The 22,533-nt window shown below is 63.8% G+C and carries 24 protein-coding genes; 14 read left to right on the top strand and 10 right to left on the bottom strand.

The genetic code is table 11. From position 1 onward, the window contains the following. Positions 1 to 42: 42 nt before the first annotated feature. Entirely contained in the window at positions 43 to 291 is a 249-nt protein-coding gene (locus tag D0T21_RS10440; protein WP_116989901.1) for a hypothetical protein, read from the bottom strand. Between the two features lie 54 nt (positions 292 to 345). After that, complete coding sequence (locus D0T21_RS10445) at positions 346 to 843, bottom strand: Lrp/AsnC ligand binding domain-containing protein (RefSeq protein WP_026335331.1); 498 nt, start codon at positions 841 to 843, stop codon at positions 346 to 348. Between the two features lie 101 nt (positions 844 to 944). Here D0T21_RS10445 and D0T21_RS10450 point away from each other — a divergent pair, with 101 nt between their 5' ends. Continuing rightward, complete coding sequence (locus tag D0T21_RS10450; protein ID WP_116989900.1) at positions 945 to 2,228, top strand: D-amino acid dehydrogenase; 1,284 nt, start codon at positions 945 to 947, stop codon at positions 2,226 to 2,228. Between the two features lie 172 nt (positions 2,229 to 2,400). Continuing rightward, positions 2,401 to 3,240: an HDOD domain-containing protein gene (locus D0T21_RS10455; RefSeq protein WP_116990065.1), complete on the top strand. Its 840-nt coding sequence runs from the start codon at positions 2,401 to 2,403 to the stop codon at positions 3,238 to 3,240. An 8-nt stretch (positions 3,241 to 3,248) separates the two neighbouring features. Here the strand turns inward: D0T21_RS10455 and D0T21_RS10460 are convergent, their stop codons facing one another. Then, positions 3,249 to 3,812 carry a cysteine dioxygenase gene (locus tag D0T21_RS10460; RefSeq protein ID WP_199538455.1) on the bottom strand — a complete coding sequence of 188 codons (564 nt, stop codon included), beginning with the start codon at positions 3,810 to 3,812 and terminating at the stop codon, positions 3,249 to 3,251. Positions 3,813 to 3,893: 81 nt separating this feature from the next. On the opposite strand from D0T21_RS10460, the gene D0T21_RS10465 reads away from it, so the two are divergent. The 3 genes from D0T21_RS10465 to D0T21_RS10470 are packed head-to-tail and all read left to right on the top strand — an operon-like array spanning position 3,894 to position 6,410. Next, positions 3,894 to 4,919: a transporter gene (locus D0T21_RS10465; RefSeq protein ID WP_116989898.1), complete on the top strand. Its 1,026-nt coding sequence runs from the start codon at positions 3,894 to 3,896 to the stop codon at positions 4,917 to 4,919. Beyond that, positions 4,919 to 5,791, top strand: a complete 873-nt coding sequence (locus D0T21_RS31675; RefSeq protein WP_147328087.1) for a hypothetical protein — start codon at positions 4,919 to 4,921, stop codon at positions 5,789 to 5,791. The genes D0T21_RS10465 and D0T21_RS31675 overlap by 1 nt, the downstream gene beginning before the upstream one ends. After that, entirely contained in the window at positions 5,769 to 6,410 is a 642-nt protein-coding gene (locus D0T21_RS10470; protein WP_116989897.1) for a Vat family streptogramin A O-acetyltransferase, read from the top strand. The genes D0T21_RS31675 and D0T21_RS10470 overlap by 23 nt, the downstream gene beginning before the upstream one ends. Here D0T21_RS10470 and D0T21_RS10475 read toward each other — a convergent pair. Beyond that, positions 6,358 to 6,879 carry a hypothetical protein gene (locus D0T21_RS10475; protein ID WP_116989896.1) on the bottom strand — a complete coding sequence of 174 codons (522 nt, stop codon included), beginning with the start codon at positions 6,877 to 6,879 and terminating at the stop codon, positions 6,358 to 6,360. The genes D0T21_RS10470 and D0T21_RS10475 overlap by 53 nt on opposite strands. 130 nt (positions 6,880 to 7,009) lie before the next feature. Between D0T21_RS10475 and motA the strand changes: the two genes are divergently transcribed. The 4 genes from motA to D0T21_RS10495 all read left to right on the top strand — a co-directional run bounded on the left by motA (position 7,010) and on the right by D0T21_RS10495 (position 10,008). Further along, entirely contained in the window at positions 7,010 to 7,873 is an 864-nt protein-coding gene (gene motA / locus D0T21_RS10480; protein ID WP_116989895.1) for a flagellar motor stator protein MotA, read from the top strand. Further along, positions 7,870 to 8,088: a DUF6500 family protein gene (locus tag D0T21_RS10485; RefSeq protein ID WP_116989894.1), complete on the top strand. Its 219-nt coding sequence runs from the start codon at positions 7,870 to 7,872 to the stop codon at positions 8,086 to 8,088. The genes motA and D0T21_RS10485 overlap by 4 nt, the downstream gene beginning before the upstream one ends. A 76-nt stretch (positions 8,089 to 8,164) precedes the next feature. Then, positions 8,165 to 9,391, top strand: a complete 1,227-nt coding sequence (locus D0T21_RS10490) for an MFS transporter (protein ID WP_116989893.1) — start codon at positions 8,165 to 8,167, stop codon at positions 9,389 to 9,391. Further along, on the top strand, positions 9,388 to 10,008 hold the full coding sequence (locus D0T21_RS10495) for a metalloregulator ArsR/SmtB family transcription factor (RefSeq protein WP_116989892.1): 621 nt from the start codon (positions 9,388 to 9,390) through the stop codon (positions 10,006 to 10,008). The genes D0T21_RS10490 and D0T21_RS10495 overlap by 4 nt, the downstream gene beginning before the upstream one ends. Here the strand turns inward: D0T21_RS10495 and D0T21_RS10500 are convergent. From D0T21_RS10500 to D0T21_RS10510, 3 genes are read right to left on the bottom strand one after another with little or no spacing between them, the layout of a single operon-like run. Beyond that, positions 9,995 to 12,655 carry an EAL domain-containing protein gene (locus tag D0T21_RS10500; RefSeq protein WP_116989891.1) on the bottom strand — a complete coding sequence of 887 codons (2,661 nt, stop codon included), beginning with the start codon at positions 12,653 to 12,655 and terminating at the stop codon, positions 9,995 to 9,997. The two genes, D0T21_RS10495 and D0T21_RS10500, sit on opposite strands and share 14 nt — an antisense overlap. After that, on the bottom strand, positions 12,652 to 13,077 hold the full coding sequence (locus D0T21_RS10505; protein WP_116989890.1) for a phosphate ABC transporter substrate-binding protein: 426 nt from the start codon (positions 13,075 to 13,077) through the stop codon (positions 12,652 to 12,654). The genes D0T21_RS10500 and D0T21_RS10505 overlap by 4 nt, the downstream gene beginning before the upstream one ends. Positions 13,078 to 13,087: 10 nt before the next feature. Then, positions 13,088 to 14,326: a porin gene (locus tag D0T21_RS10510; RefSeq protein ID WP_116989889.1), complete on the bottom strand. Its 1,239-nt coding sequence runs from the start codon at positions 14,324 to 14,326 to the stop codon at positions 13,088 to 13,090. A gap of 416 nt (positions 14,327 to 14,742) precedes the next feature. On the opposite strand from D0T21_RS10510, the gene fur reads away from it, so the two are divergent. Beyond that, positions 14,743 to 15,195: a ferric iron uptake transcriptional regulator gene (gene fur / locus D0T21_RS10515; protein WP_116989888.1), complete on the top strand. Its 453-nt coding sequence runs from the start codon at positions 14,743 to 14,745 to the stop codon at positions 15,193 to 15,195. Here fur and D0T21_RS10520 read toward each other — a convergent pair. Next, positions 15,158 to 16,075 carry a LysR family transcriptional regulator gene (locus tag D0T21_RS10520; protein WP_116989887.1) on the bottom strand — a complete coding sequence of 306 codons (918 nt, stop codon included), beginning with the start codon at positions 16,073 to 16,075 and terminating at the stop codon, positions 15,158 to 15,160. The genes fur and D0T21_RS10520 overlap by 38 nt on opposite strands. A gap of 125 nt (positions 16,076 to 16,200) precedes the next feature. On the opposite strand from D0T21_RS10520, the gene D0T21_RS10525 reads away from it, so the two are divergent. Next, positions 16,201 to 17,205: a zinc-dependent alcohol dehydrogenase family protein gene (locus D0T21_RS10525; RefSeq protein ID WP_116989886.1), complete on the top strand. Its 1,005-nt coding sequence runs from the start codon at positions 16,201 to 16,203 to the stop codon at positions 17,203 to 17,205. Here the strand turns inward: D0T21_RS10525 and D0T21_RS10530 are convergent. Next, positions 17,202 to 17,873 (bottom strand): FecR domain-containing protein, encoded by a 672-nt coding sequence (locus D0T21_RS10530; RefSeq protein WP_116989885.1) that lies wholly within the window; start codon positions 17,871 to 17,873, stop codon positions 17,202 to 17,204. The two genes, D0T21_RS10525 and D0T21_RS10530, sit on opposite strands and share 4 nt — an antisense overlap. Positions 17,874 to 17,921: 48 nt before the next feature. Next, positions 17,922 to 19,031, bottom strand: a complete 1,110-nt coding sequence (locus D0T21_RS10535; RefSeq protein WP_116989884.1) for an alkene reductase — start codon at positions 19,029 to 19,031, stop codon at positions 17,922 to 17,924. Positions 19,032 to 19,155: 124 nt separating this feature from the next. Here D0T21_RS10535 and D0T21_RS10540 point away from each other — a divergent pair, with 124 nt between their 5' ends. The 3 genes from D0T21_RS10540 to D0T21_RS10550 all read left to right on the top strand — a co-directional run bounded on the left by D0T21_RS10540 (position 19,156) and on the right by D0T21_RS10550 (position 22,494). Continuing rightward, on the top strand, positions 19,156 to 20,040 hold the full coding sequence (locus D0T21_RS10540) for a LysR family transcriptional regulator (RefSeq protein ID WP_116989883.1): 885 nt from the start codon (positions 19,156 to 19,158) through the stop codon (positions 20,038 to 20,040). A gap of 112 nt (positions 20,041 to 20,152) precedes the next feature. Then, positions 20,153 to 21,370 carry an MFS transporter gene (locus D0T21_RS10545; RefSeq protein ID WP_116989882.1) on the top strand — a complete coding sequence of 406 codons (1,218 nt, stop codon included), beginning with the start codon at positions 20,153 to 20,155 and terminating at the stop codon, positions 21,368 to 21,370. 26 nt (positions 21,371 to 21,396) lie between these two features. Continuing rightward, positions 21,397 to 22,494, top strand: a complete 1,098-nt coding sequence (locus D0T21_RS10550; RefSeq protein ID WP_116989881.1) for a Gfo/Idh/MocA family protein — start codon at positions 21,397 to 21,399, stop codon at positions 22,492 to 22,494. Positions 22,495 to 22,533 lie beyond the last annotated feature (39 nt).

The raw sequence follows: 22,533 nt of genomic DNA on the forward strand, positions 1-22,533 counted from the left end.
TTTAACTGAAGCGGCGCGATCACTGCGTTAGCTGGCGAACGGCTAGGTACGGAAGTAGGCCAGCGCGGCGACCATAATGGCAGCCTGCGAAATACTGAGCGCCAGGGTCCAGACCTTCAAGTCGTTCGTCAACTGCAGGAAGGCGTCGTGAATACGATCGTTTTGCTCTTTGATCGACTGCGTACGCAGCACCGCGCTGAGCGCAGCCGCGTGCGCCTCGGCTTGCTCCGGGGGTACGCCAGCCACTTCCAGGCGCAGGGTATAACTGAGGGTGTCGAATGTACCGTTCATCTCCACATTGTGCGCCTCTGCCCGCGCCACGCAAGCACCACACTTTGATCCGGCTCAACCCGGCACCACCTCGGTCGACAAGATCAACGTCTCCTTGATCTCCTCCATCACGACATAACTCTTCGACTGCGCCGCGCCAGGCAAGCTGAGCAGCATGTCGCCCAGCAGCTTGCGGTACTCGGCCATTTCATGAATGCGCGCCTTGATCAGGTAATCGAAATCGCCCGACACCAGATGGCACTCCTGCACCTCCGGTATGCGCAGCACCTCGCGCCGGAATTGCTCGAACACCGGCCCCGACTTCTGGTTCAGCGTGATCTCCACGAACACCAGCAACTTCGCCCCCAGCGCCGGCGGATCGATGCGTGCGTGGTAGCCGGTGATCACCCCGTCCCGCTCCATGCGCTTGACCCGCTCGATGGCCGGCGTGATCGACAGGCCGACCTGCTCGCTCAAGTCCTTCATCGAGATCCGCCCATCCTCCTGCAGGATGCGCAATATCTTTCTGTCCAGTTTGTCGAGGCTACGGACCGATTCTTTTTGAATTCGCATGAAAATCCACTGAATATGTGAAGTTATACAGTAACAAATACTAGTGATACAAGCATACTATAGCGGAATATCTGGTATAGCTAAATAATCGGGAGACTGAAATGCGGGTTGTGATCTTGGGTAGCGGTGTTATCGGCGTCACCAGCGCCTACTATCTGGCGCAAGCCGGCCACGACGTGACCGTGCTCGACCGTCAGCCCGGTCCCGCGCTGGAAACCAGCTTCGCCAACGCCGGCCAGATCTCCCCCGGCTACGCCTCCCCGTGGGCCGCGCCCGGCATCCCGCTCAAGGCGATGAAGTGGATGCTGCAACGCCACGCCCCGCTGTCGATCACCCCGGACGGCACGCTGTTCCAGCTGCAATGGATGTGGCAGATGCTGCAGAACTGCAATGCCGAGCGCTACGCCGTCAACAAGGAACGCATGGTGCGCCTGGCCGAATACAGCCGCGACTGCTTCAAAGCCCTGCGCGCCGCCACCGGCATCGAATACGAAGGCCGTCAGCAAGGTACGACCCAGCTGTTCCGCACCCAGAAACAGCTGGACGACGCCGCCAAGGATATCCAGGTATTGCAGGAAACCGGCGTACCCTACGAGCTGCTGAGCCGCGAACAACTGGTCGCCGCCGAACCCGGCCTGGACCAGAACAAGCTGGTCGGCGGCCTGCGCCTGCCCAACGATGAAACCGGCGACTGCCAACTGTTCACCACCCGCCTGACCGCGATGGCCGAACAGCTGGGCGTGAAGTTCCGCTACGGCGTCGACATCACCGGCCTGGTCACGGCCGGCGAAGAAATCAAAGGCGTGCAGTGCGGCGCCGAGCTGGTGACGGCCGACTCCTACGTGGTCGCGCTGGGCGCCTACTCGACCACGCTGCTGAAGGACCTGGTCAAGATTCCGGTCTATCCGATGAAGGGCTATTCGATCACCGTGCCGATCGTGAACGCCGCCTCCGCGCCGGTCTCGACCATCCTGGACGAAACCTACAAGATCGCCGTGACCCGCTTCGACGACCGCATCCGCGTCGGCGGTATGGCAGAGCTCGCCGGCTTCAACCTGGCGCTGAACCCGCGCCGCCGCGAAACGCTGGAGATGGTGGTCAACGACCTGTTCCCCGGCGCCGGCGACACCGCCTCGGCCACGTTCTGGACCGGCCTGCGTCCGATGACGCCGGACGGCACGCCGGTGGTCGGCCGCACCGGCCTGCGCAACCTGTTCATCAACACCGGCCACGGCACGCTGGGCTGGACCATGTCCTGCGGCTCGGCTCAGCTGTTGTCCGACCTGATCTCGGCCCGCCGCCCGGCCATCCTGTCGGACGACCTGTCGGTCAGCCGCTACAATCGCGACAGCGCCACCCGCCGTCCGCAGTTCGCCAACGCCTGAAACTGATTTCAGCTTTACCCCGTGCGCGGCGCCTGCAACGGCGCCGCGCACGGCTCCCCTGCCGCTCCACGCCGGCCATACTGTCGCATCGACGCCTCCTCCAGCACCAAGAAGCCATCCTCAAGCCACGATGGCGTTGAGATTGGGGCCGCGCATGCGTATAATTTTGATCATGAATAAACTAGAAGCATTCGGCCATATCGCGGCGTTGGCCATCCGTGGTGAACTGGTCTTCCCGACCAGTGTCAATGCGGCACTCCGCGTTCAACTTGCGCTCGACGATCCGGAATGCCCGGTCGACAAGGCCATCAGCCTGGTGCTGGCGGAGCCTATCCTCGCCGCGCGCACCGTGGCCATCGCCAATTCCGCGATGTTCAACCGCTCCGGTGCGCCGGTGATCACCAACGTGCGCGGCGCCATCATGCGCATCGGCTACCAGAACCTGTTCGCGCTGGCCGCCGCCATGGTGGTGCGCCAGTTCGGCGCCAAGATCGCCGACCCCGACCTGCGCTACAAGGCGGAAAAGCTGTGGGACCACACCATCGCCGTGGCGGCACTGTCGCGCATCATCGCGCGCCAGGTCACCGGCGTCAATCCGGACACCGCGCTGTTCGCCGCCATCGTGCACGAAGTGGGCGGCTTCTACCTGCTGTCGCGCGCCGACGAATTCCCCGGCCTGCTGGAGGAAGACCCCGAGAACTGGCACTCGGCCAGCGAGGAAATCATCACCCGCGAAGTGATGCGCAAGCTGTGCATCCCGGAGCCGGTGGCCGAAGCCATCGAAGGCCTGCGCGACAGCTTCATGTCAATCCCGCCGGACACGCTGCTCGACACCCTGCTGCTGGCCAACCACCTGACGCCGGTGAAGTCGCCGTTGCAGGAAGCCCAGCGCGACCTGCCGCCGCACTCCGATTCGGCCATCGACCTGTTCATCGACGAGCAGAAACTGGAAGCCATGCTGGCCGAAGCCAAGATCGACGCCATCGAGATGAACAACGCGCTGCTGGTCTGACCTTCAGCTCATCGATTCGCGTAGCCGGAGCGGAACGGCTTGCGGCTGCCGTCGGGCGCGTACACAAAGCGGTCGACGGCGCCGATATCCGCGCCATACACATGCACGCCGACCGATACCCGGTCGTCATAAGCGTTGCGCACTTCATGGATGTCGCCCAAGGTGGGCGACACCGCACTCACCTCTCCCGCCCGCAACAGCAAGGGCTCGCCGTCCACCACCAGCGCCCCGCTGTCGTGGTAGCGCCATGGCTGCGCCACTTCCGCGCCGCGCAATATGCCGACCAGTCCCCACACCGTGTGATCGTGCAGCGGCGTGCGCTGGCCCGGTCCCCATACAAAGCTGGCCACCGAATAACGCGACGCGGGATCGAGATACAGCAGGTACTGTCGGTAGAACTGCGGATGCGGCTGCGCCAGCGCGTCGGGCAGCCAGTCGTCGTGCGCCAGCAAGGCGCGCAGCAGCGTGCCGCCGTGCGCGACGATGTCGGCTTCGGCCGCACCGCGCGCCAGCAGCGCGTCCATGCCATCGACAAAGCGCCGCAGTCGCGGCGGCAGATCCGGTTGCTGCATGCTCTCTCCCACCGAGGATATATCACCTCATCTTAGCGTAATTTGCTATCCTGATGCCCGCGACCATCACGGAGAATTTGAATGCAGAATGCGCCACTGTCCTACGGTTCCGACTCATCGGGTCTGGTCTGCGGCTACCTGTTCGGCCGCGCCCCGGACAGCAAGGGCCTGCCGCTGGACGCCGACGCCGCCTGCCGCTGGCTGGCCGCGCGCGAACAGCATCCGCAGGAATTCATCTGGCTGCACTACAACCTGGCCAACACCGCCAGCGAAAAATGGCTGCACGAGCACACCGCGCTGCCGGAGGAATTCTACGAAAGCCTGCACGAAGGCCCGCGCTCGACCCGCATCGAGATGGCCGACAACACGCTGATCGCCGTGGTCAACGATGTGCTGCACGATTTTTCGTTCGAGCCGTCCGACATCTCGACGCTGTGGCTGAGCGTCGACCAGCAGATCGTCATCAGCGCGCGGCGCAAGCCGTTGAAGGCGGTCGACGGCTTGCGCAACGCGGTGCGCAACGGCGAGCCGATACGCTCGTCGGTGGAGCTGTTGATCCACCTGCTGCGCGACCAGGCCGACGCGCTGATCAAGATCGTCCGCAACGCCATCAGCACCGTCGACGAGATCGAGGACAATCTGCTGGCCGGTAAACTGAAGACCAAGCGCGCCAGCCTGGGCGCGCTGCGACGCGTGCTGGTGCGCTTGCAGCGCCTGCTGGCGCCGGAACCGGCGGCGCTGTTCCGGTTGCTGCAACGGCCGCCGGCCTGGGTGGCCGAACTCGATGCCCAGGAACTGCGCGAGTCGACCGAGGAATTCTCGATGGTGCTGGCGGACATGGCCTCGCTGCAGGAGCGCATCAAGCTGATACAGGAGGAGATTGCGGCGCTGGTCAACGAAGGCAATAACCACAGCCTGTTCGTGCTGACCATCGTCACGGTGCTGGCCCTGCCGATCAACATCATCGCCGGCCTGCTGGGCATGAACGTCGGCGGCATCCCGCTGGCGCAGGACCCGGAAGGCTTCTGGCTGGTGGTGGTGATCGTCGCCAGCTTCACGGTGATCGCCGGCTGGCTGGCCTTCCGCCGCCAACGCGACGTGTCGTAATGATTAAATCAAATCGTTGGAAATTTATAATTCCAATAGGCTCCGTCATATTCTTGCTTGCCATTGGCATTTTTTTAAATAAGCCTCTATTTTTAAAGGCATTAATAGCCAAGTACAAGTCGACAGACAACTTTATAACGCTGGCGGAAGATCCGCGGATAAGATACGAAAAAAACGCGAAGGGAAATGCACTTTCATTGAAGGAAATCCTGGATGCCAGTCAGCGCAAGGTGGAAGTCACTCTGAATTCACGCTTTGTAAAGCCGATAGAAACTTATGTTTGCGCGTCTCAGGACTCGTTCAATGAATATGTATTCTTATCAAAAAACGTCAGAGGTGCTGTGTATTGGGGGAAATTATTTTTATCTCCAGGCGCTTTCGACCGTGGTGAAGAATCTCTCGTCGAGCTAACTACGCATGAGCTCACGCACTATCTTTTCAATACGCATCTTGGAGAAGAAGCACATATTAAGAATATTCCTATTTGGTTCAGAGAAGGAATCGCTGTTTTTGTCGCAGACGGTGGCCCGGACTACACCAAAGAAAAAGCTGTTTCGGAATTAATGAGCATTGCGGAAAAAGAAGCCTACTTGTCTGGAAATGTTGATTTTTGGTTCGCAAGTAAAAATCCCGCTGATGCCGTTACAAAGAATGGGGTCGCAAACTGGCTTATATACAGAATTGGTGCATCGTTTGTACATTACATGCACGACTCTCAACCTGAACACTTCGAAAAGCTGACGCAGCTGCTGCTATCCGGAGCTGAATTTTCCCAAGCACTGGAAGTCTCATATGGAAAAAATATTGATGTCCTGCGTAAAGAGTTTTCTCAATATCTCAGGAGAGTGAATGAACGGACCATCCCCCAATAACCCGCATCCAATGGCAGGCTTCCCGCAAATCTGCTACATCAAGAACACGGTCGACAATCCGAACATCGTCATCGGCGACTACACCTACTACGACGATCCCGACGACTCGGAAAACTTCGAGCGCAACGTGCTGTATCACTTCCCCTTCATCGGCGACAAACTGGTGATCGGCAAATTCTGCGCGCTGGCGCGCGGCGTCAAGTTCATCATGAACGGCGCCAACCACAAGCTGTCCGGCATCTCGACCTACCCGTTCCAGATCTTCGGCAACGGCTGGGAGCAAGTGATGCCGGCGCCGGGCGAGCTGCCGTACAAGGGCGACACGGTGATTGGCAACGATGTGTGGATAGGCTACGACGTGCTGATCATGCCCGGCGTGACCATCGGCGATGGCGCCATCATCTCATCGCGCTCGGTGGTGACGAGCGACGTCGCACCATACGCGGTAGTCGGCGGCAATCCAGCCAGGCAAATAAAGGAGCGCTTTGCGCCCGAAGTGGCGGCGCGCTTGCAGGCGATCGCTTGGTGGGACTGGCCGGTCGAACATATCACCGCCAACCTGCCCTTTATCGTGGCCGGCGATGTCGAACTGCTGGCGCGTCTACAGCCACGCTCCTGAAGTTCCAGACGCGGGTCCCGCCGTAGGCCGCGAACAGCACGCCCATCGCCAGCGCGATCAGGTTGTCGCGGCGGTAGCTGCCCCGCACCGTGGCCAGGCTGGAGACCTCCTTGCCGCCGACCGTCACGCCATAGACCGCGTAGAATCGGCCCGGCAAAAAACTCGGACTGCTGACCTGCCCCGGATGAAAGCGCACCTTGATCGGATAGGCCTCGGCGTCACGGATCGCCGCGCGCAGGCGCTGGTCCGAGTCGCCTTTGTCGAACAACACGAACTGGCGCTGCTCGCCGTCCAGCGTGAAATACAGGCCGCCCTGTGCCGCCTGCGACGAGGCCACACGGCCGCTCGCCGCTTCCAGCTGATCGGCATTGGGGAAGTTGCGCTCCAGCGCCACGAACACCAGCATCAGGCCGATGCCGAGCAGCAGAAAAAAGTACGCGCCGCGCTGGCTGGCAAACCAATTCTTCATCGTGTTTCACGGTAGATGCAATGCCGCCATCATACATGCGCGGCCCGCCGCCGTGACAGTGACAATCCACGTATATTTTCATGGAGCAACGCTGTATAGTAAGCAACTGTTTTTCATGCGAGGAGTGGCGATGCTGGTGATACTTGGATTCCTGATCGTGCTGGGCGCGGTCTTCGGAGGTTTCGCGCTGGATGACGGCCACCTGGCCGCGCTGTACCAGCCCTACGAACTGCTGATGATCGGCGGCGGCGCACTAGGCGCCTTCGTCATCGCCAATGACAGGAAGTCCATCAAGGCCACGCTCAAGGCGCTGCCGACGCTGTTCCACACATCCAAATACACGCGCGAGCTGTACCTGGAGCTGATGTCGCTGCTGTACGAGATTCTCGCCAAGGTACGCAAGGAAGGCTTGATGGCGCTGGAGGCGGACATCGACGCCCCGCATCAAAGCGCGCTGTTCGCCAAGTTCCCCAACATCCTCGGCGACCATCACCTGGTGGAATTCATCACCGACTATCTGCGCCTGATGGTCTCCGGGAATATGGATCCGTTCCAGATCGAGAACCTGATGGACAACGAAATCGAAACCCATCACCAGGACGGCGACCTGCCGATCCACGCCATCACCAAACTGGCGGATGGCATGCCGGCATTCGGCATCATCGCCGCCGTGATGGGCGTGGTGCATACCATGGGGTCGGTCGGACTGCCGCCGGCGGAACTGGGCAAGCTGATCGCCGCCGCGCTGGTCGGCACCTTCCTCGGCATCCTGCTGTCGTATGGCGTGGTCGGCCCGCTGGCCGCGCTGCTGCAACGCAAATTGAACGAGTCGTCCAAGATGTACCAATGCATCAAGGTCACGCTGATCGCCAGCATGAACGGCTATTCGCCGGTGTTGGCGGTAGAATTCGGCCGCAAGGTCATTTCCGCCACCGAGCGGCCGTCGTTCAACGAACTTGAAGCGCACTTCAAGCAAAACAAAGCCAGGGCATGAGAGATCAACTGAGAGAAAAAATCATCCGCGTCTGTAACGACAAGATCGCGCAAAAGGGCGAGACCGTCGGCCTGTCCTTCTACGCCTTCTTCGCCAACAAGAACGACGACCCGGCGCTGCTGATGGAAGCGGCCGAATGGTGGATACGCACCCACGAACTCGATCACTTCGAGAAGGCCGTCAAGATCCGCACAATGGTCGAGCAACGGCAATAAGTTTATAAACATTTTTGTTTACTTATTAGTAGAGGCCGCTTACAGTGTCGGTACTCGCTACCTTTGACTGCCGCTGATGAAAACACCTCTGCTGATAGGCGCCGCCTGCCTGCTGGCCCTGCTCTCGACGATAGGCGCATCGCTGCCCTATCCCATCCTGCCGCCGCTGTTCGCCGCCGGCGTCAGCAACGGCTTGAACCAATTCCTGGGCCTGCCGCCCAAGCTGCTGTTCGGCCTGGCGCTGACCATCAATCCTCTCGGCCTGCTGATCGGCTCCGCGCTGCTGGGGCCGATGTCCGACCGCTACGGCCGCCGCCCGGTGCTGCTGATCACCGCCGTCGGCGCCGCCATCGGCCACGCCGCCACCGCCTGCGCGCTGCTGCTGGAATCCTACCCGCTGTTCATCGTCGCCCGCTTCGTCACCGGCCTGCTCGAAGGTAACGGCTCCGTGGCGCGCGCCATGCTGGCCGACCGCCTCGACGGCGACCTGCGCCGCAAAGCCCTGTCGTGGCTGAACGGCGCCTTCTACATGGGCTGGCTGGCCGGGCCGCTGCTGGCCGGCATGACGCTGGTGTGGGGCATCACGGTGCCGTTCTGGATCGCCGTGGCGGCGCTGCTGCTGGTGGCGCTGCTGGTGGCCGTGGTGCTGCCGCAAGAGACGCCGTCGCTGGCGACCACCTCGTGGTGGCAGGTGGCGCGCGACCGCCACTCGCTCAACCTGCTGCGCGAACCGGACCTGCGCAACCTGTTCATCGTCACGCTGGCCTACACCTGCGGCGTGACCGCGTTCTACGAATTCTATCCATTGTGGCTGGTCGAAGTGCCCGGCTTCGGCGCGCGCGGCATCGCCTGGACCACCGCCGCCATGTGCGCGGTGATGACCACCACCACCATGTTCGCCGGCCGTCCGTTCAAGGGCGAGCCGCTGCTGCGGGCGCGCCGCTTCGCGCTGGTCACGGCCTCGCTGATCGCACTGCTCGCGGCCAGTAACGCGTGGATCGGCATCGCCGCCATCATCCTGTACGGCATACCGCATTCGATCTACAACGCCATCGTCCCCAACTGGTGCGCCGAGCGCTTCGGCGCGCACGGACAAGGCGCCGTCATGGGCCTGATCTCCACCACCTTCTGCCTGGCCAATATCATCATGGCCTTGATCGGCGCGGTGCTGACGCTGATCGACACGCGCCTGATCCTGGTGCTGGGCGCCGCGCTGACGGCGTGGTCGGCCTGGCGCATGCAAACCTGGCACGCCAGCATGGCGCGCAATGACCGCGACAAGCTGGAAGGCGCGCTGCCATGAACACCTCCGAACACACGCTGTTCCTGCTGAAGACGCGCGGCCCGCAAACCGCGCAGCAACTGGGCGGCCTGCTCAATCTGACCTCGATGGGCGCGCGCAAGCAACTCGAATCGTGGCAGGAAAAAGGCATGGTGACGTATGAAGAAGTGGCCGACAAGCCGGGCCGTCCGTCGCGCCGCTGGCTGCTGACCGAGGCCGGCCACGCGCGCTTCCCCGACCGCCACGCCGACCTGACGCTGCAACTGATCGACCAGGTACGCGGCCTGTTCGGCGAAGCCGGCCTCGATAAGCTGATCGGCGCGCGCGAGGCGGCCAGCGAGCAGCAGTATCGCCAGCATCTGCAAGCATCGAGCACATTGCCGCAACGGGTGGAAGCGCTGGTGCAGGCGCGCAGCGCCGAGGGCTATATGGCCGAAGTCGAAACCCACGACGACGGCAGCATGCTGCTGATCGAGAACCACTGTCCGATCTGCGCGGCCGCGCGCCAGTGCCAGAAGTTCTGCCGCTCGGAGCTGGAGGTGTTCCAGCGTGTGCTGGGCCCCGAGTGTTCGGTGGGCCGCGTCGAGCACATGCTCAACGGCGCGCGGCGCTGCGTCTACGTGATCAAGCCGCTGTAGTCTCCAGCGCGGCCACGTGTCGCGCTGGAGCATGGTTCAGCAACAGTTGTCGCAACTGCTCCGGCGGTAGCGGACGGCTGAACAGATAGCCCTGCATCTCGTCGCAGCCGTTCCGGCGCAGGAAGGCTTGCTGCTGCTCGGTCTCCACGCCCTCGGCGATCACGCGCAGGTGCAGGCGGTGCGCCAGGTCGATGATGGAGCTGGCGATGGCTTCGTCGCCCTCGCTCACGCCCAGGTCGCGAACAAACGATTTGTCAATTTTCAGGGTGCTGATCGGGAACGACTTCAGCGCCGACAAGCTTGAGTAGCCGGTACCGAAATCGTCGATCGCCAGCGACACGCCCATCGCCCGCACCTCCGCCATCTTGTCCACGGCCTGCTGCAAGTCGCGCATGATGACGCCTTCGGTCACTTCCAGCTCCAGCCATTCTGCGGCCAGGCCGCTGTCGGCCAGCGCCAGCGCCACCCGCTGCACCAGGCCCTGCTCCTCGAACTGGCGCGGCGAGACGTTGACGGCGACCCGCAGCGGCGGCAGGCCGGCGTCCTGCCAGGCGCGGTTCTGGCGGCAGGCGGTCTGCAACACCCACTCGCCCAACGCGATGATCATGCCGCTTTCCTCGGCCAGCGGGATGAAGCGGTCCGGCCCGATGCAGCCCTGCTCCGGATGCTCCCAGCGCACCAGCGCCTCCACGCCGAAGATGCGGCCCGTATGCAGGTCCACCTTGGGCTGGTACACCAGGCGGAACTGGCCGTCGTCCAGCGCGCCGCGCAAGCCTTCCAGCAGCACCAGCTTCTCTTCGATGCAGGCGTTCATTTCACGGGTGTAGAACTGGCAGTTGTTCTTGCCCAGGTCCTTGGCGCGGTACATGGCGGCGTCGGCGTGCATCAGCAGCGTTTCGGCGTCGGCGCCATCGCTGGGGTAGACCGCCACGCCGATGCTGCAACTGACCTGGACTTCCTGTCCGCTCAGCGTGATCGACTTGAGCACCGCCTCGCGCACCCGTTCCAGCACCGGCGCGGCGAGCTCGCTGTGACGCGGCTCGTTCAGCACCAGCACGAATTCGTCGCCGCCGAAACGCCCGACCGTATCGCCCGCGCGCAGGCAGGCGCTCATGCGCGCGGCCACCACTTTCAACAGCTCGTCGCCGGCGTTGTGTCCCAGTCCGTCGTTGACCAGCTTGAAGCCGTCAAGATCGATGAAGGCCACCAGCACCGAGCCGCCGTTGCGGCTGGCCTGGGCGATGGTCAGGTCAAGCCGGCTGGCGATCAGGCTGCGGTTCGGCAGCCCGGTCAGCGTATCGTGATGCGCCAGGTGCAGCATGCGCTCCTCGGCCAGTTTGCGTTCGCTGATGTCGCGCACGATGGCCACCAGCCCGCCTTCCACCGGCACCACCTGCTGATGCAGCCAGCGCGCCCGCAGTTGCGGGATATTGCTCTCCCATTCCTGTTCATGCACGCCGCCCACCTGCGTCACGTGCACCAGGTGGTCGAACATGCCGTTGCTGCGTGCTTGCGGCATCAGGCCGCACAGCGTCATCAGCCGCAGTTTTTCCTTGCTGTAACCGGTCATCTTCTCGGCCCGCGAGTTGGCGTCGACGAAGACGAAGTCGATGATCTCGCCGCCGATGTTGCGCACTTCGCGCAGGACGAAGAAGGCATCCAGGCTGGCCGCCGATGCCGCCGCATAGGTCTCCTGCGCGCGGCGCACGCGGGCGCGGTTGCGCGCGCCCTGCCAGGACCACAACCACAGCAAGGCGGTGCTCAGTACCAGCACCACGCTGGCGACCGACGCCGCCCAGGTTTTCTCGCGGCGCTGGCGTTCGAAGCCAGCCATCTGCTCGCGCTCCGACAGGCCGACCACCACGTTCAGCGCGATGCCGTGCAGCTCGCGCATGCCGCTGTAGCGGCGCACGCCGTCCACGGTGCTGATCTGCTCCGCCGATTGTTCCATGTGCTGGCCGAAGGACAGCTTTTCGCCGATGCGCAGCGAGCGCACCACGCCGTCGCTGCCCACCAGGCCCAGCATGCCGTGCTCGCCGAGCCGGCTGCGCTCATAGCTGCTGGTGAAGTAGGCGGGATCGGTTTCGACGATGACGATGCCGGCGAAGTTGCCCATGTCGTCGTCCAGCCGGCGCGTGAAATGCAAATGCCATTCGGTGTTGGCGGCGTCGCGCGTGGCGTGGCTGACGAAGGTGACGCCGCTGTCGCGCTCCTGGTGGAATTTGAAGTAGTTTTGATCGGCCACCGAAATCGGCAACGCCTTGGGGTTGCTGTCGACGGTGAGGCCGTTGCGGTCGACGATGCTGACCGCGAACACCACGCCCGGCGGCAGCAGGCCTTCGCGGCCCAGCTCCGGCAGCGCGCCCAGCGCGCCCTTGCGTTCGACCGCATATTTGAGCACGCGCAGCGTCTGGTCGATGCCGTCCAAGCTACGCGCCACCTGCGCCTCGTAGGTCCCCATCAACTCGCGCAGCGAATCGGTGGCGGCTTCGCGAGCGTGCGCTCGCTCGGCGTCGACCTCGTGAAAAGTCACCACCCAGATCGCCACCAGCAGCAGCAACGCGAACAGGGGCAGCGAGAAGTGCGTGTCCAGCCCGCGCCGCAGCCAGCGCTTGCGCAAGGTGTCGGCACGGGTGCGCGCTGTCATCGCGTCACCAGCACGGCCTTGACGCTGGCATCCAGCGACGCGCGGTCGATATAGCCGATCAACGATGGATTCTCGGCCACCATCTTGCGCACGGCGATGCTGTTGGCCAGCTCGCGCGGCGGTTGGCCGCGGCCGGTGAACACCATCTTGGTCCAGTAAGCCTTCATCAGCGCCGGCGACTTGGCCGCCACTTTGCTGTAGAACTCATCGCGCAGCGGGCTGCCGAGCGGCAGGTCCAGCGCCATGGCTTCGTCGCCGCCGGGGAAGCGGCCGGTCTGCGCCAGGAAGATGTCGGCCACTTGGTCGGGCCTCAGCGCCGCCAGGGGATTGCGGGCCGAGACGATGACAACCAGTTCGGCCGCGCCGGCGCCGGTGCATGCCAGCACCAGCAGCACCAGGGAGATCAAGCGGAGGATAGACATGTCATCCCCTTCAGAACACAAAATCGACCGAAGCGCTCATCACGCCGATCGGGTGGCCGGACTGGAAGCCCGGCTGCACATTGATGAAGGTGCCGTTCGAGCCGCGCTGCGGCGTCAGGCGATCGTATTGCAGCTTGAGCGCGTAGTTGGCGCGCAGGTCCCAGCGGACACCGGCGGTGATGCTGCGCTGCTGCGGTATCGTGTCCAGCATCTGGTTCAAGCCGAGGTTCAATTGAGCGCCGGCGGCGGCCAGTTGCGGCGGCAGTCCACCCAGGTCCAGGCCTGCAATGCGGGTCGGCATATTGGCGCGCGAGACGGCGTAAGAGACATACGGCGTCAGGTCGCCGTAGCGATAGCCGCCGCTGATGTAGGCGGCGGTCTTGTCGCCCAGGTAGGAGCGGGCGTTCATGCGCCCCACTTCGCCCATCAGGAACCAGGCGCCCGGATCGTAGCTGGCGCCCAGCGAGACCACGTCGGCCCGTTTGGCGTCGACGTCGTAGCGCGCCACCAGCGCCGCGCCCTGCGGCCCGAACTGGCTCAAGCCGGCAAACAGTTCGCGCGCCAGCTTGAGCGTCAACTCGGTGCTCATCGCGCTGGCGCGCACGGTCAGCGCGCCGCTGGTGGTGGTATTGGACAAGCCCGTCATCGCGCGCGCCGTGGCATGCGCCTGCGGCGTGACGGTGACATCGGTGTGGCCGAAGAAGACCTGGGTGACGTTGTTGATGCCGGCCGCGCTCCAGCGATAGCTGGTATCGACGCCGTCGCTATTGCTGATCGGGATGGCGCCGTACACCTCGACCGGCGGCCGCACCCACGGCAAGGCATAGCCGGCCTTGCGATAGTCGCCGGCCAGGAACAGCGGCAGCGCGATGCGTCCCACGCGCAGGCTCAGGTCCGGCGTGGCCTGGTATTTGACGTTGGCCCATTCGACCATCGGCGCATAACCGCTTTGCAGCGTGCGCTCGGACACCACTTGCAGCACCGCCGACCAGCGGCTGTCCAGGTTCACGCCCAGTTGCATGCCCACGCGGCTGTCCACCGTGGCGCTCCATTCGTGGCTGGCGCCGGCGTTGCCGGGATTGAGGACGTTGGCGGTGAAGTCGGACTGGCTGTCGTTACTATGCACAAAACCCAGCGTGCCGTAGCCGCCAAAGGTCCAGCGCGGCGCGGCGACACCATCGTCGGCCTGCGCCGCAGCGCAAGCGAGCATCGTCAAAGTAAAGGCCAGCGGTGAAAAATCAACGGTCATTCGTGGTTCCTGTCTATCGTTACATACGGCGTTCTGCCAAGTGCACCGTGTTCAGGACGCGCGAAGACGCGGACGCCGTCCGCAAGCGCGGGCGGTCATGCTCAACAGGGTGGGAAGGTCGCAACTAAGGCGCGTGGCGCCTGGCTAGGGCGCCGTTCCGAAGAACTGATTCGGATGTAAGCACTTTATACTGCCGTGTGGCAACTGTCGATGCATTAGAGTACAACACCAAAAAATCTATCGAAATACCACGTATTTGGATAATTAAACACCAATAGAAATAGCATTTAACTACCGAATATCTTGCATCGCCAACCACCTTGCAGATGCGACCACGCGCGCTTGCGAACGGACATTGCCAATAAAATAAAATGCGGTTACCATGATAATAAGAATCATTATCATCACGGAGCCACATGGATATCCCCCAGGAGCTGCGCAAGCTCGGACTGAAAGCCACCCTGCCCCGCCTGCGCATTTTGCAGCTGTTCCAGGAATCGAAAAGCAAACACCTGAACGCCGACGACGTCTACCGCCTGCTGCATGAAGAGCATATCGACATGGGCCTGGCCACGGTCTACCGGGTGCTGATGCAGTTTGCCGATGCGCGCATTTTGATACGCCGCCACTTCGAAGGCGTGGCCTCGGTGTTCGAGCTGAATGAAGGCGGCCACCACGACCACCTGATCTGCACCAACTGCGGCCGCATGGAAGAATTCCTCGACGCCGAAATCGAACAGCGCCAGGAAGTCGTCGCGCGCGAACGCAACTTCGTGCTGCACGAGCATTCGCTGTCGCTGTACGGATTCTGCGGCGAATGCGCCAGCACCATCAACCCGCTGGCGGGCAGGAAGCTGCGGCGTTCTTGAACAAGGCGTCGACAAAGTCGACGAACACCTTGATACGGGCGGCGCGCTGGTGCCGCTGCGGATACAGCACCGATACATCAGGCCCCGGCGCCTGCCATTGCGCCAGCAGCGGCACCAGCGCGCCGCTGCGCAGCGGCTCGATCAGCGATACCGACAGATGCTGCACCACGCCCCCGCCGCTCACCGCCATCTCGATCAGCGATTCCACATGGTCCATCGCCACCGCGCCGCGCGGGGTGCTGGTGAAGGGCTGGCCGTCCTGCTGGAAGGTCCACGGCCGCAGCTGGCGGGCCTTGGGATAGACGAAGTTCAGGCAGGGGATGTCGTTCAGGTCATCGGGATGCTGCGGCCGGCCGTGGCGCGCGATGAACTCCGGCGAGGCGCAGCAGATGTAGCGGTTCTTGAAAACGCTGCGCGCCACCAGGCCGGAATCGGGCAGCTCGCCGATGCGGAGCATCACGTCCACGCCCTCGTCCACCATGTCGATCAGGCGGTCGTTGGCGGTCAGGCGCACACTCAGCTCGGGATACGCAGCCAGGAAGCCCGGCAGCGCCGGCGCCACGAACTGGCGCGCCAGGATGCCCGGCATGTCGACCCGCAGGCTGCCGCGCGGCGCCTGGTGAGCGTCGTTCATGCTGCTTTCCAGTTCCTCCATTTCCTCCAGCAGCCGGCGCGCCTGCTCGACGCAGCGGCGGCCTTCGTCGGTCAGCGACATGCTGCGCGTGGTGCGGTTCAGCAGCTTGACGCCGAAATGCGTCTCCAGCACGCCGATCTGGTGGGTCACCGACGATGTCGAAATCCCCAGCTTGGCGGCCGCCCGGCTGAAGCCTCCGGCATCGACGACGGCGCAAAAAACCTTGAGGGCATCCAGACGGTCCACGTTTTCTCCTTGTTCTAGCCTGATTATCCACGATTCCGGGATACTGAATGCGGCGCGGCCCACTTTTTCCCGCCGTCGCCCGGCCGCAGAATAGCTCCATCAACCCATCACCAAGGAGCAGCACCATGAACACCATGCAAGCCGTCGTACTGAACGCCTTTGATACCCCCTTGTCGGACCAGCGGATCGCCCGCCCCGTGCCCGCCGCTGGCCAGGTGCTGGTGCGCGTGATCGCCAGCGGCGTCAATCCGCTCGACACCAAGATCGCCGCCGGCAAGGCAGACCACGCCCAGATCCAGCTGCCCGCCGTGCTGGGCATCGACATCGCCGGCGTGGTCGACAGCGTCGGCGCCGACGTGCAGGGCTTTGCCGCCGGCGACCGCGTCTTCGGCATGACGGGCGGCATAGGCAAGGTGCAAGGCTCGCTGGCGCAGTACGCGGCGGTGGATGCCCGGCTGCTGGCGCACATGCCGCCGCAGTTGACGATGCGCGAAGCGGCCGCCCTGCCGCTGATCTTCATCACGGCATGGGAAGGCCTGGTCGACCGAGCGCGCGTCGGCGAGGGAATGACAGTGCTGGTGCACGGCGGCGCCGGCGGCGTCGGCCACATGGCGGTGCAGCTGGCGGCGGCGCGCGGTGCGCAGGTCTACGCCACAGGCAGCGCCGACCAGCGCGAGGCCATCGAAAAAATGGGCGCGACCTTCATCGACTATCGAAGCACCAGCGTCGAACAATACGTCCAGCAGTACACCGACGGCGAAGGTTTCGACGTGGTCTACGACACCGTGGGGGGCGCCACGCTGGACGCCTCGTTCCGCGCAGCGCGCCAGTACGGCGGCCATGTGGTGAGCTGCCTGGGCTGGGGCACGCATGCGCTGGCGCCGCTGTCGTTCCGCGCCGCGACCTATTCCGGCGTGTTCACGCTGCTGCCGCTGTTGTCCGGCAAGGGCCGCGCCAATCACGGTGCGATCATGAAGGAAGCCGGCTCGCTGGTCGCAGCCGGAAAATTGAAAGTGGCGCTGGATGCCGGCGTCTACACGCTGGACGCGGCCAGCGTCACCGCCGCCCACACCGCGCTGGCCGAAGGCACGGCGCGCGGCAAGGTGGTGGTGCAGGTCGCCGACATTTAAGGCTTGAGCGTGTCGGCCTCGCCAAACGAGGCCGGCGGTGCGAACTGCATGCCCGGATTGACGAACATTTTCACAGGCCGGGTGCTGTTGTTCTTGATGAAGCCGAACTGGCCGGGGTCATACTGGAACTGCCCTGCTTCGTTGACGACGGAGATGCCGCCGTCGCTGACGTGTACATGCAGGCCCGGCTCCAGTCCTGGCGAAGGGTCGGCATCGCCTTTGCCGGTCAGGTATTCGAGAAAGAAGGTGGTGCCGCGTATGCCGATGGTGGCGCTGGGCGTCTTCATCGCGAACCTGTCCTTGTTACGCTTGCCGAGGATGCCGGTTAGCGAACGCAGCCCGCCTTTAACCAGCATGAAGGCGGCACGGTCGCCTTCCGGCTTGTCGCCGTCGAACGTGAATTGGTCGACGACGACGGTGGTGCCGGGCTTCAGGGTCAATTCGCTGTTGTCGATGAAGCGCACCATGGCCCAGGCGCCGGCGGCGGTGGACAGCGTGTCGCCGCTCTCCACTTCCGATTGCGCCTTGAGCGGCTTGACCGCACCTGAAGGCGATCGCGCCGTCATCGGGCCGCTGGCCTGCACCACGACACCCGCCACCTGCGCCGCAACAGCCAGCGCCGCGCAACTCCACAACAGCAACGCCGCCAATGCACCCTTGATCGACATGAATCACCCATCCAGAATTTGAACAGGTCTTTATACCATGCCCGGAACTCAGGCCGCCAGCGCCTGCCCCTGATAGAACGGATAGTCGATGTAGCCTGCTTCGGTGCCACCGAAGAAGCTCGGACGGTCGTAGTCGTTCAGCGGCCAGCCGTTGCGGAAGCGTTCCGGCAAATCCGGATTGGCGATGAAGTGACGGCCGAAGGCTACCAGGTCGGCGTCGCCTGCGGCGAGGATGGCGTCGGCCGATTGGCGGTCGAAGCCACCGGCGGCGATGATGGTGCCGGCGTAGTGCTTGCGGATCAGCTGCGCGGCCAGCGGCGCCTGGCTGCGGGTCTCGTCCTCGATATTGCCGGCGATGCGGGGCTCGATCAGGTGCAGGTAAGCCAGCTTCAGTGTCGACAGCTGTTCCGCCACGTAGGTGAACAAGCCTTCTGGATCCGTGTCCGACATATCTCCCCAGCTGCCGCTTGGGCCGATGCGCACGGCCACCTTGTCGCTGCCCCATACCGAGATCACCGCCTTGGTGGCGTCGATCAGGAAGCGGGCGCGGTTTTCAAACGAGCCGCCGTAGATGTCGGTGCGCTTGTTGCTGCCATCTTGCAGGAACTGGTCGAACAGGTAGCCGTTGGCGGCATGCAGCTCGACGCCGTCGAAGCCAGCTTCCCGGCCACGGATGGCGGCCAGGCGGAAGCTCTCGACCAGGCCTTCGATTTCAGCGATCGTCAAGGCGCGATTGGGCGTGTTCGGCACCCAGCCTTCGGTGGTGTAGGCCACGCCGCCGTGCGGCACTTCTGATGGTCCGACCGGAATGCTGCCGGCCGGCTGCACGTCCTTGTTGGACTGACGGCCTGCGTGATAAAGCTGGAGGAAGATCTTGCCGCCCTTGGCGTGCACGGCGTCCGTGACCTGCTTCCAGCCGGCGATCTGGCTGTCGTCGTACAGGCCGGGGGCACCGAGATAGCCGTTGCCGTTTTCAGCGGCGATGGTGGCCTCGCCGATCAGCAGGCCGCCTTGCGAGGCACGCTGCGCATAGTATTGCGCCATCAGCGGGCCGGGTTTTGCGCCGGCTTCGGCACGCATGCGGGTCAGCGGCGCCAGCACCACGCGGTGGTTGAAGGTGTAAGGGCCAACTGCTACAGGGGACATCAGGTTTTTCATGATTCGCTCACTTGGTTAGGAATACAGCCAATGTAAGGGATGGCCATCGAAAGAAAAATAGCTTGCAATTCCCAAGATATCGGACAGATACTTCCGCAATAGCCTATTCAACGAGAGTCCCCCTATGGACAGCCTGAGCGGCATTTCGATGTTCGTCACCGTCGCCGAGACGCGCAGCTTCACCAAGGCCGGCGCGCAGCTGGGCGTGTCCTCCTCGGCCGTCGGCAAGGGCATCGCACGCATGGAGGAGCGGCTGGCGGTGCGGCTGTTCCATCGCAGCACCCGCAGCATCACGCTGACCGCCGAGGGCACGTTGTTCCTGGAACGCTGCCGGCGCATCCTCAGCGAAGTGGAGGCGGCGGAGGCCGAACTGTCCGAGTTGTCCGGCACGCCCAGCGGCCGCCTGCGCGTCAGCACCCCGCAGCTCACCGGCCTGGTGATGCCGACGCTGACCGGCTTTATGCGCCGCTATCCCGACATCGCGCTGGAAATCGACCTATCCGAGCGCATGGTCGACATCATAGAAGAAGGCTACGACGCCGTGATCCGCACCGGCACCCATCACGATTCGCGCCTGGCCTCGCGCCGCATCGGCGCCTGCCCGCAGGTGGTGGTGGCCTCGCCCTCCTATCTGGCCCGGCACGGAACACCGTCGCATCCGCGCGAACTGGCGCAACACCACTGCCTGCTGCACAAGTTCCCCGCCACCGGCCGCATCGAACGCTGGCCGTTCAAGCTGGCGGCGGACGAGCAGGAACCGCAGCTGAAGGAGCGCATGACGTGCAGCACCATCGAAGCGATCACCTACGCGCTGCTACAGGGCGAAGGCATCGCCTTCCTGCCCACCTTCATCGTCGAGGATGAACTGAAGGACGGCCGCCTGCAGATCATCCTGGCCGACTACATGGAGCAGACGGTGACGTTTTCGATGCTGTGGCCGGCCAGCCGCTACGCCTCGCCCAAGCTGCGGGTGTTCATCGATTACGTAGTGCAGAACATGCGCATCTAGCGACGCACGCCCGATATCGGAACAATTTGTCCGATATCTTAGGAACTTCAGCCTGTTTATCTCTGAATGGTATGGCCCCACACTGGGTTCATCGCACTATTCGGAGTACATCATGGCACCGCAATCACCGCAGCACATAGCCGGCAACGGCCCTCTCATCTGGCTGGCATTGGGCACCTTTGCCGTCGGCACTGAAAGCTTCATGATCGCCGGCCTGCTGCCGGGCATGGCGGCCGACCTGGCGGTCAGCGTCGCCACAGCCGGCCAACTGGTCACCGTGTTCGCCCTCGCCTACGCCCTCAGTTCCCCCATCCTCACCGCGCTGACCAGCTATGTCAGCCGGCGCACCCTGCTGATCGTCGCGATGGGCGCCTTCGCACTCGCCAACGTCGCCGCCTGGTCCGCACAGGACTACTGGCAGCTGATGACGGCACGGGTACTGCTGGCGTTTGCCGCCGGACTGTACGTCCCCGGCGCCAACGCGCTGGCCAGCGCCGTGGTCGCGCCGGAGCGGCGCGGCACCGCCATTGCCATCGTCAACGGCGGCCTGTCGCTGGCCATCGCCTTCGGCGTGCCGCTGGGCGCGATGATCGGAGACGGCATGGGCTGGCGCATCACCTTCGGCGCGGTCGCCGCCTTGTCCGCGTTGGCGACGGCCGGCCTGGCGTTCGGCCTTCCACGCGGCATAGGCGCGGGCCTCGCCACGGCCACGTTGAAGGAGCGCGTACAGACTGCCGCCCAACCGGCAATCCTCCTGACGCTGATGGCCACCACGCTGTGGGCCATGGCCAGCTACACGACTTATACCTATCTGGCGCTGTTCGTCGCCAGCGCCACCACGCTGCACGGCGCGCAGATCGGCTACATCCTGTTCGCCTGGGGCGTGTCCGCAGCGCTGGGACTGGCGATCAGCGGCAAGGCGATCGACCGCCACGGCCCGCGCGCCGTGATCCTGCCGGCGTTGACGGCGGCGGCGATCAGCTTCGCCCTGCTCTCGGCCAGCGCCCACCTGCTGCCGCGCAGTTGGGAGATTGTGCCGGTGGTGGTCGCGGTCATCGCCTGGGGCATCGCGCACTGGGCTTACTACCCCGCCCAGCAAACCACGCTGGTCGGCCTGGCCGGCGTGAAGTCCGCGCCTGTCGTGCTGTCGTTGAACGCCTCCTTTATGTACCTGGGCTTCTCGCTGGGCGCCGGCCTGGGCTCGTTGACGATCACCTGCAGCGGCGTCGCCGACCTGGGTTACGTCAGCGCCTTGAGCATGCTGGCGGCACTGGCGCTAACCATGGCCAACGGTCGCCGCGCCCTTAACTCAAAACTCAACCCGGCCTGATTCGGGCCATCATCAAAGGAGTCACAGTGAACAGCACTCAAAAAATCCGCGTCGGCATCGTCGGTGCCGGCACCTGGGCCGAGTATGGCCATATCCCGTCGCTCAAGCTGCTGCCGCAGTACGAGATCAGCGCGATCTTCAGCCGCAGCCAGGAAAAGGCCGACGCGGTCGCCGCGCAGCACGGCATCAAGTACGCTGTGAACTCGCTGGAGGCGCTGGTCACTCATCCCGAAGTCGACCTGGTACTGGTGCTCAATCCAGCACCGAGCCACGAGCAGGCGATACGTGCCGCCATCGCCGCCGGCAAGGACGTCTACAGCGAATGGCCGCTCACGCCGAGCAAGGCGGTGTCGCAGGAATTGATGGCGCTGGCCGAGCGCGCGGGCGTGCGTCACATCGTCGGCCTGCAACGCCGCCTCGGCCCGGACTACCGCTACGTACGCGACCTGCTGCGCGACGGCTACATCGGCGAGCTGCGCTCGGTGCGGCTGCACGTCAGCGTCGAGTACTTCCAGAAGCAGCGCCTGCAATCGCTGTACTTCACCGTCCCGGGCGAGAATTTTTCCAGTCTGTTGTCGATCTACGGCGGCCACTTCTTCGACGCCGTCTTCGCCATGACGGGCCATCCGGACAGCATCCACGCGCTGGCCGTCAACCAGTTCAAGGAAGTGACGCTGATCGAATCCGGCGAAATCCTGCCGCACACGCTGGCCGACCAGGTGGTGGTGAGCGGCAGCTTCGCCAACGGCGCCGTGCTGACGGCCCATCTGGAAGCGGGCAAGCGCAATAATTTCGGCTGGCAGCTGGACCTGACCGGCTCCACAGGTGACCTGAAAATCTCCAACCACACCAGCTTCGGCAACGCCTTCAACGTTATCGAAGGCGCGCAAGGCGATGCCCAGCCGCTGCGCGTGCTGCCGATCCCCGACCTGTACAACTGGCTGCCTGCCAATGAGCTGGGCGGCAGCCAGCTGGAACTGACCAATCTGTACGCGGCCTACGCGCGCGACGTGCAGGACGGCACCCGGCTGGCGCCCACCTTTGCCGATGCGCTGGTGATGCACGACCTGATCGACAAGATCGAAGCATCCAGCAGCAGCGGCCAACGGGTACAGCTCAAATAGCCACACCCGCGCACCGTCAGGTCGAGGTAAAGTGGCAGC

The organism is Duganella sp. BJB476 (assembly GCF_003416895.1).
Classification (GTDB): domain Bacteria; phylum Pseudomonadota; class Gammaproteobacteria; order Burkholderiales; family Burkholderiaceae_D; genus Rugamonas.

Bases quoted from the DNA above. Each gene is read 5' to 3' on its own strand.
- D0T21_RS10440 (WP_116989901.1), bottom strand. From the start codon at position 291: ATGAACGGTACATTCGACACCCTCAGTTATACCCTGCGCCTGGAAGTG.
- D0T21_RS10445 (WP_026335331.1), bottom strand. From the start codon at position 843: ATGCGAATTCAAAAAGAATCGGTCCGTAGCCTCGACAAACTGGACAGA.
- D0T21_RS10450 (WP_116989900.1), top strand. From the start codon at position 945: ATGCGGGTTGTGATCTTGGGTAGCGGTGTTATCGGCGTCACCAGCGCC.
- D0T21_RS10455 (WP_116990065.1), top strand. From the start codon at position 2,401: ATGAATAAACTAGAAGCATTCGGCCATATCGCGGCGTTGGCCATCCGT.
- D0T21_RS10460 (WP_199538455.1), bottom strand. From the start codon at position 3,812: ATGCAGCAACCGGATCTGCCGCCGCGACTGCGGCGCTTTGTCGATGGC.
- D0T21_RS10465 (WP_116989898.1), top strand. From the start codon at position 3,894: ATGCAGAATGCGCCACTGTCCTACGGTTCCGACTCATCGGGTCTGGTC.
- D0T21_RS31675 (WP_147328087.1), top strand. From the start codon at position 4,919: ATGATTAAATCAAATCGTTGGAAATTTATAATTCCAATAGGCTCCGTC.
- D0T21_RS10470 (WP_116989897.1), top strand. From the start codon at position 5,769: ATGAACGGACCATCCCCCAATAACCCGCATCCAATGGCAGGCTTCCCG.
- D0T21_RS10475 (WP_116989896.1), bottom strand. From the start codon at position 6,879: ATGAAGAATTGGTTTGCCAGCCAGCGCGGCGCGTACTTTTTTCTGCTG.
- motA (WP_116989895.1), top strand. From the start codon at position 7,010: ATGCTGGTGATACTTGGATTCCTGATCGTGCTGGGCGCGGTCTTCGGA.
- D0T21_RS10485 (WP_116989894.1), top strand. From the start codon at position 7,870: ATGAGAGATCAACTGAGAGAAAAAATCATCCGCGTCTGTAACGACAAG.
- D0T21_RS10490 (WP_116989893.1), top strand. From the start codon at position 8,165: ATGAAAACACCTCTGCTGATAGGCGCCGCCTGCCTGCTGGCCCTGCTC.
- D0T21_RS10495 (WP_116989892.1), top strand. From the start codon at position 9,388: ATGAACACCTCCGAACACACGCTGTTCCTGCTGAAGACGCGCGGCCCG.
- D0T21_RS10500 (WP_116989891.1), bottom strand. From the start codon at position 12,655: ATGACAGCGCGCACCCGTGCCGACACCTTGCGCAAGCGCTGGCTGCGG.
- D0T21_RS10505 (WP_116989890.1), bottom strand. From the start codon at position 13,077: ATGTCTATCCTCCGCTTGATCTCCCTGGTGCTGCTGGTGCTGGCATGC.
- D0T21_RS10510 (WP_116989889.1), bottom strand. From the start codon at position 14,326: ATGACCGTTGATTTTTCACCGCTGGCCTTTACTTTGACGATGCTCGCT.
- fur (WP_116989888.1), top strand. From the start codon at position 14,743: ATGGATATCCCCCAGGAGCTGCGCAAGCTCGGACTGAAAGCCACCCTG.
- D0T21_RS10525 (WP_116989886.1), top strand. From the start codon at position 16,201: ATGAACACCATGCAAGCCGTCGTACTGAACGCCTTTGATACCCCCTTG.
- D0T21_RS10530 (WP_116989885.1), bottom strand. From the start codon at position 17,873: ATGTCGATCAAGGGTGCATTGGCGGCGTTGCTGTTGTGGAGTTGCGCG.
- D0T21_RS10535 (WP_116989884.1), bottom strand. From the start codon at position 19,031: ATGAAAAACCTGATGTCCCCTGTAGCAGTTGGCCCTTACACCTTCAAC.
- D0T21_RS10540 (WP_116989883.1), top strand. From the start codon at position 19,156: ATGGACAGCCTGAGCGGCATTTCGATGTTCGTCACCGTCGCCGAGACG.
- D0T21_RS10545 (WP_116989882.1), top strand. From the start codon at position 20,153: ATGGCACCGCAATCACCGCAGCACATAGCCGGCAACGGCCCTCTCATC.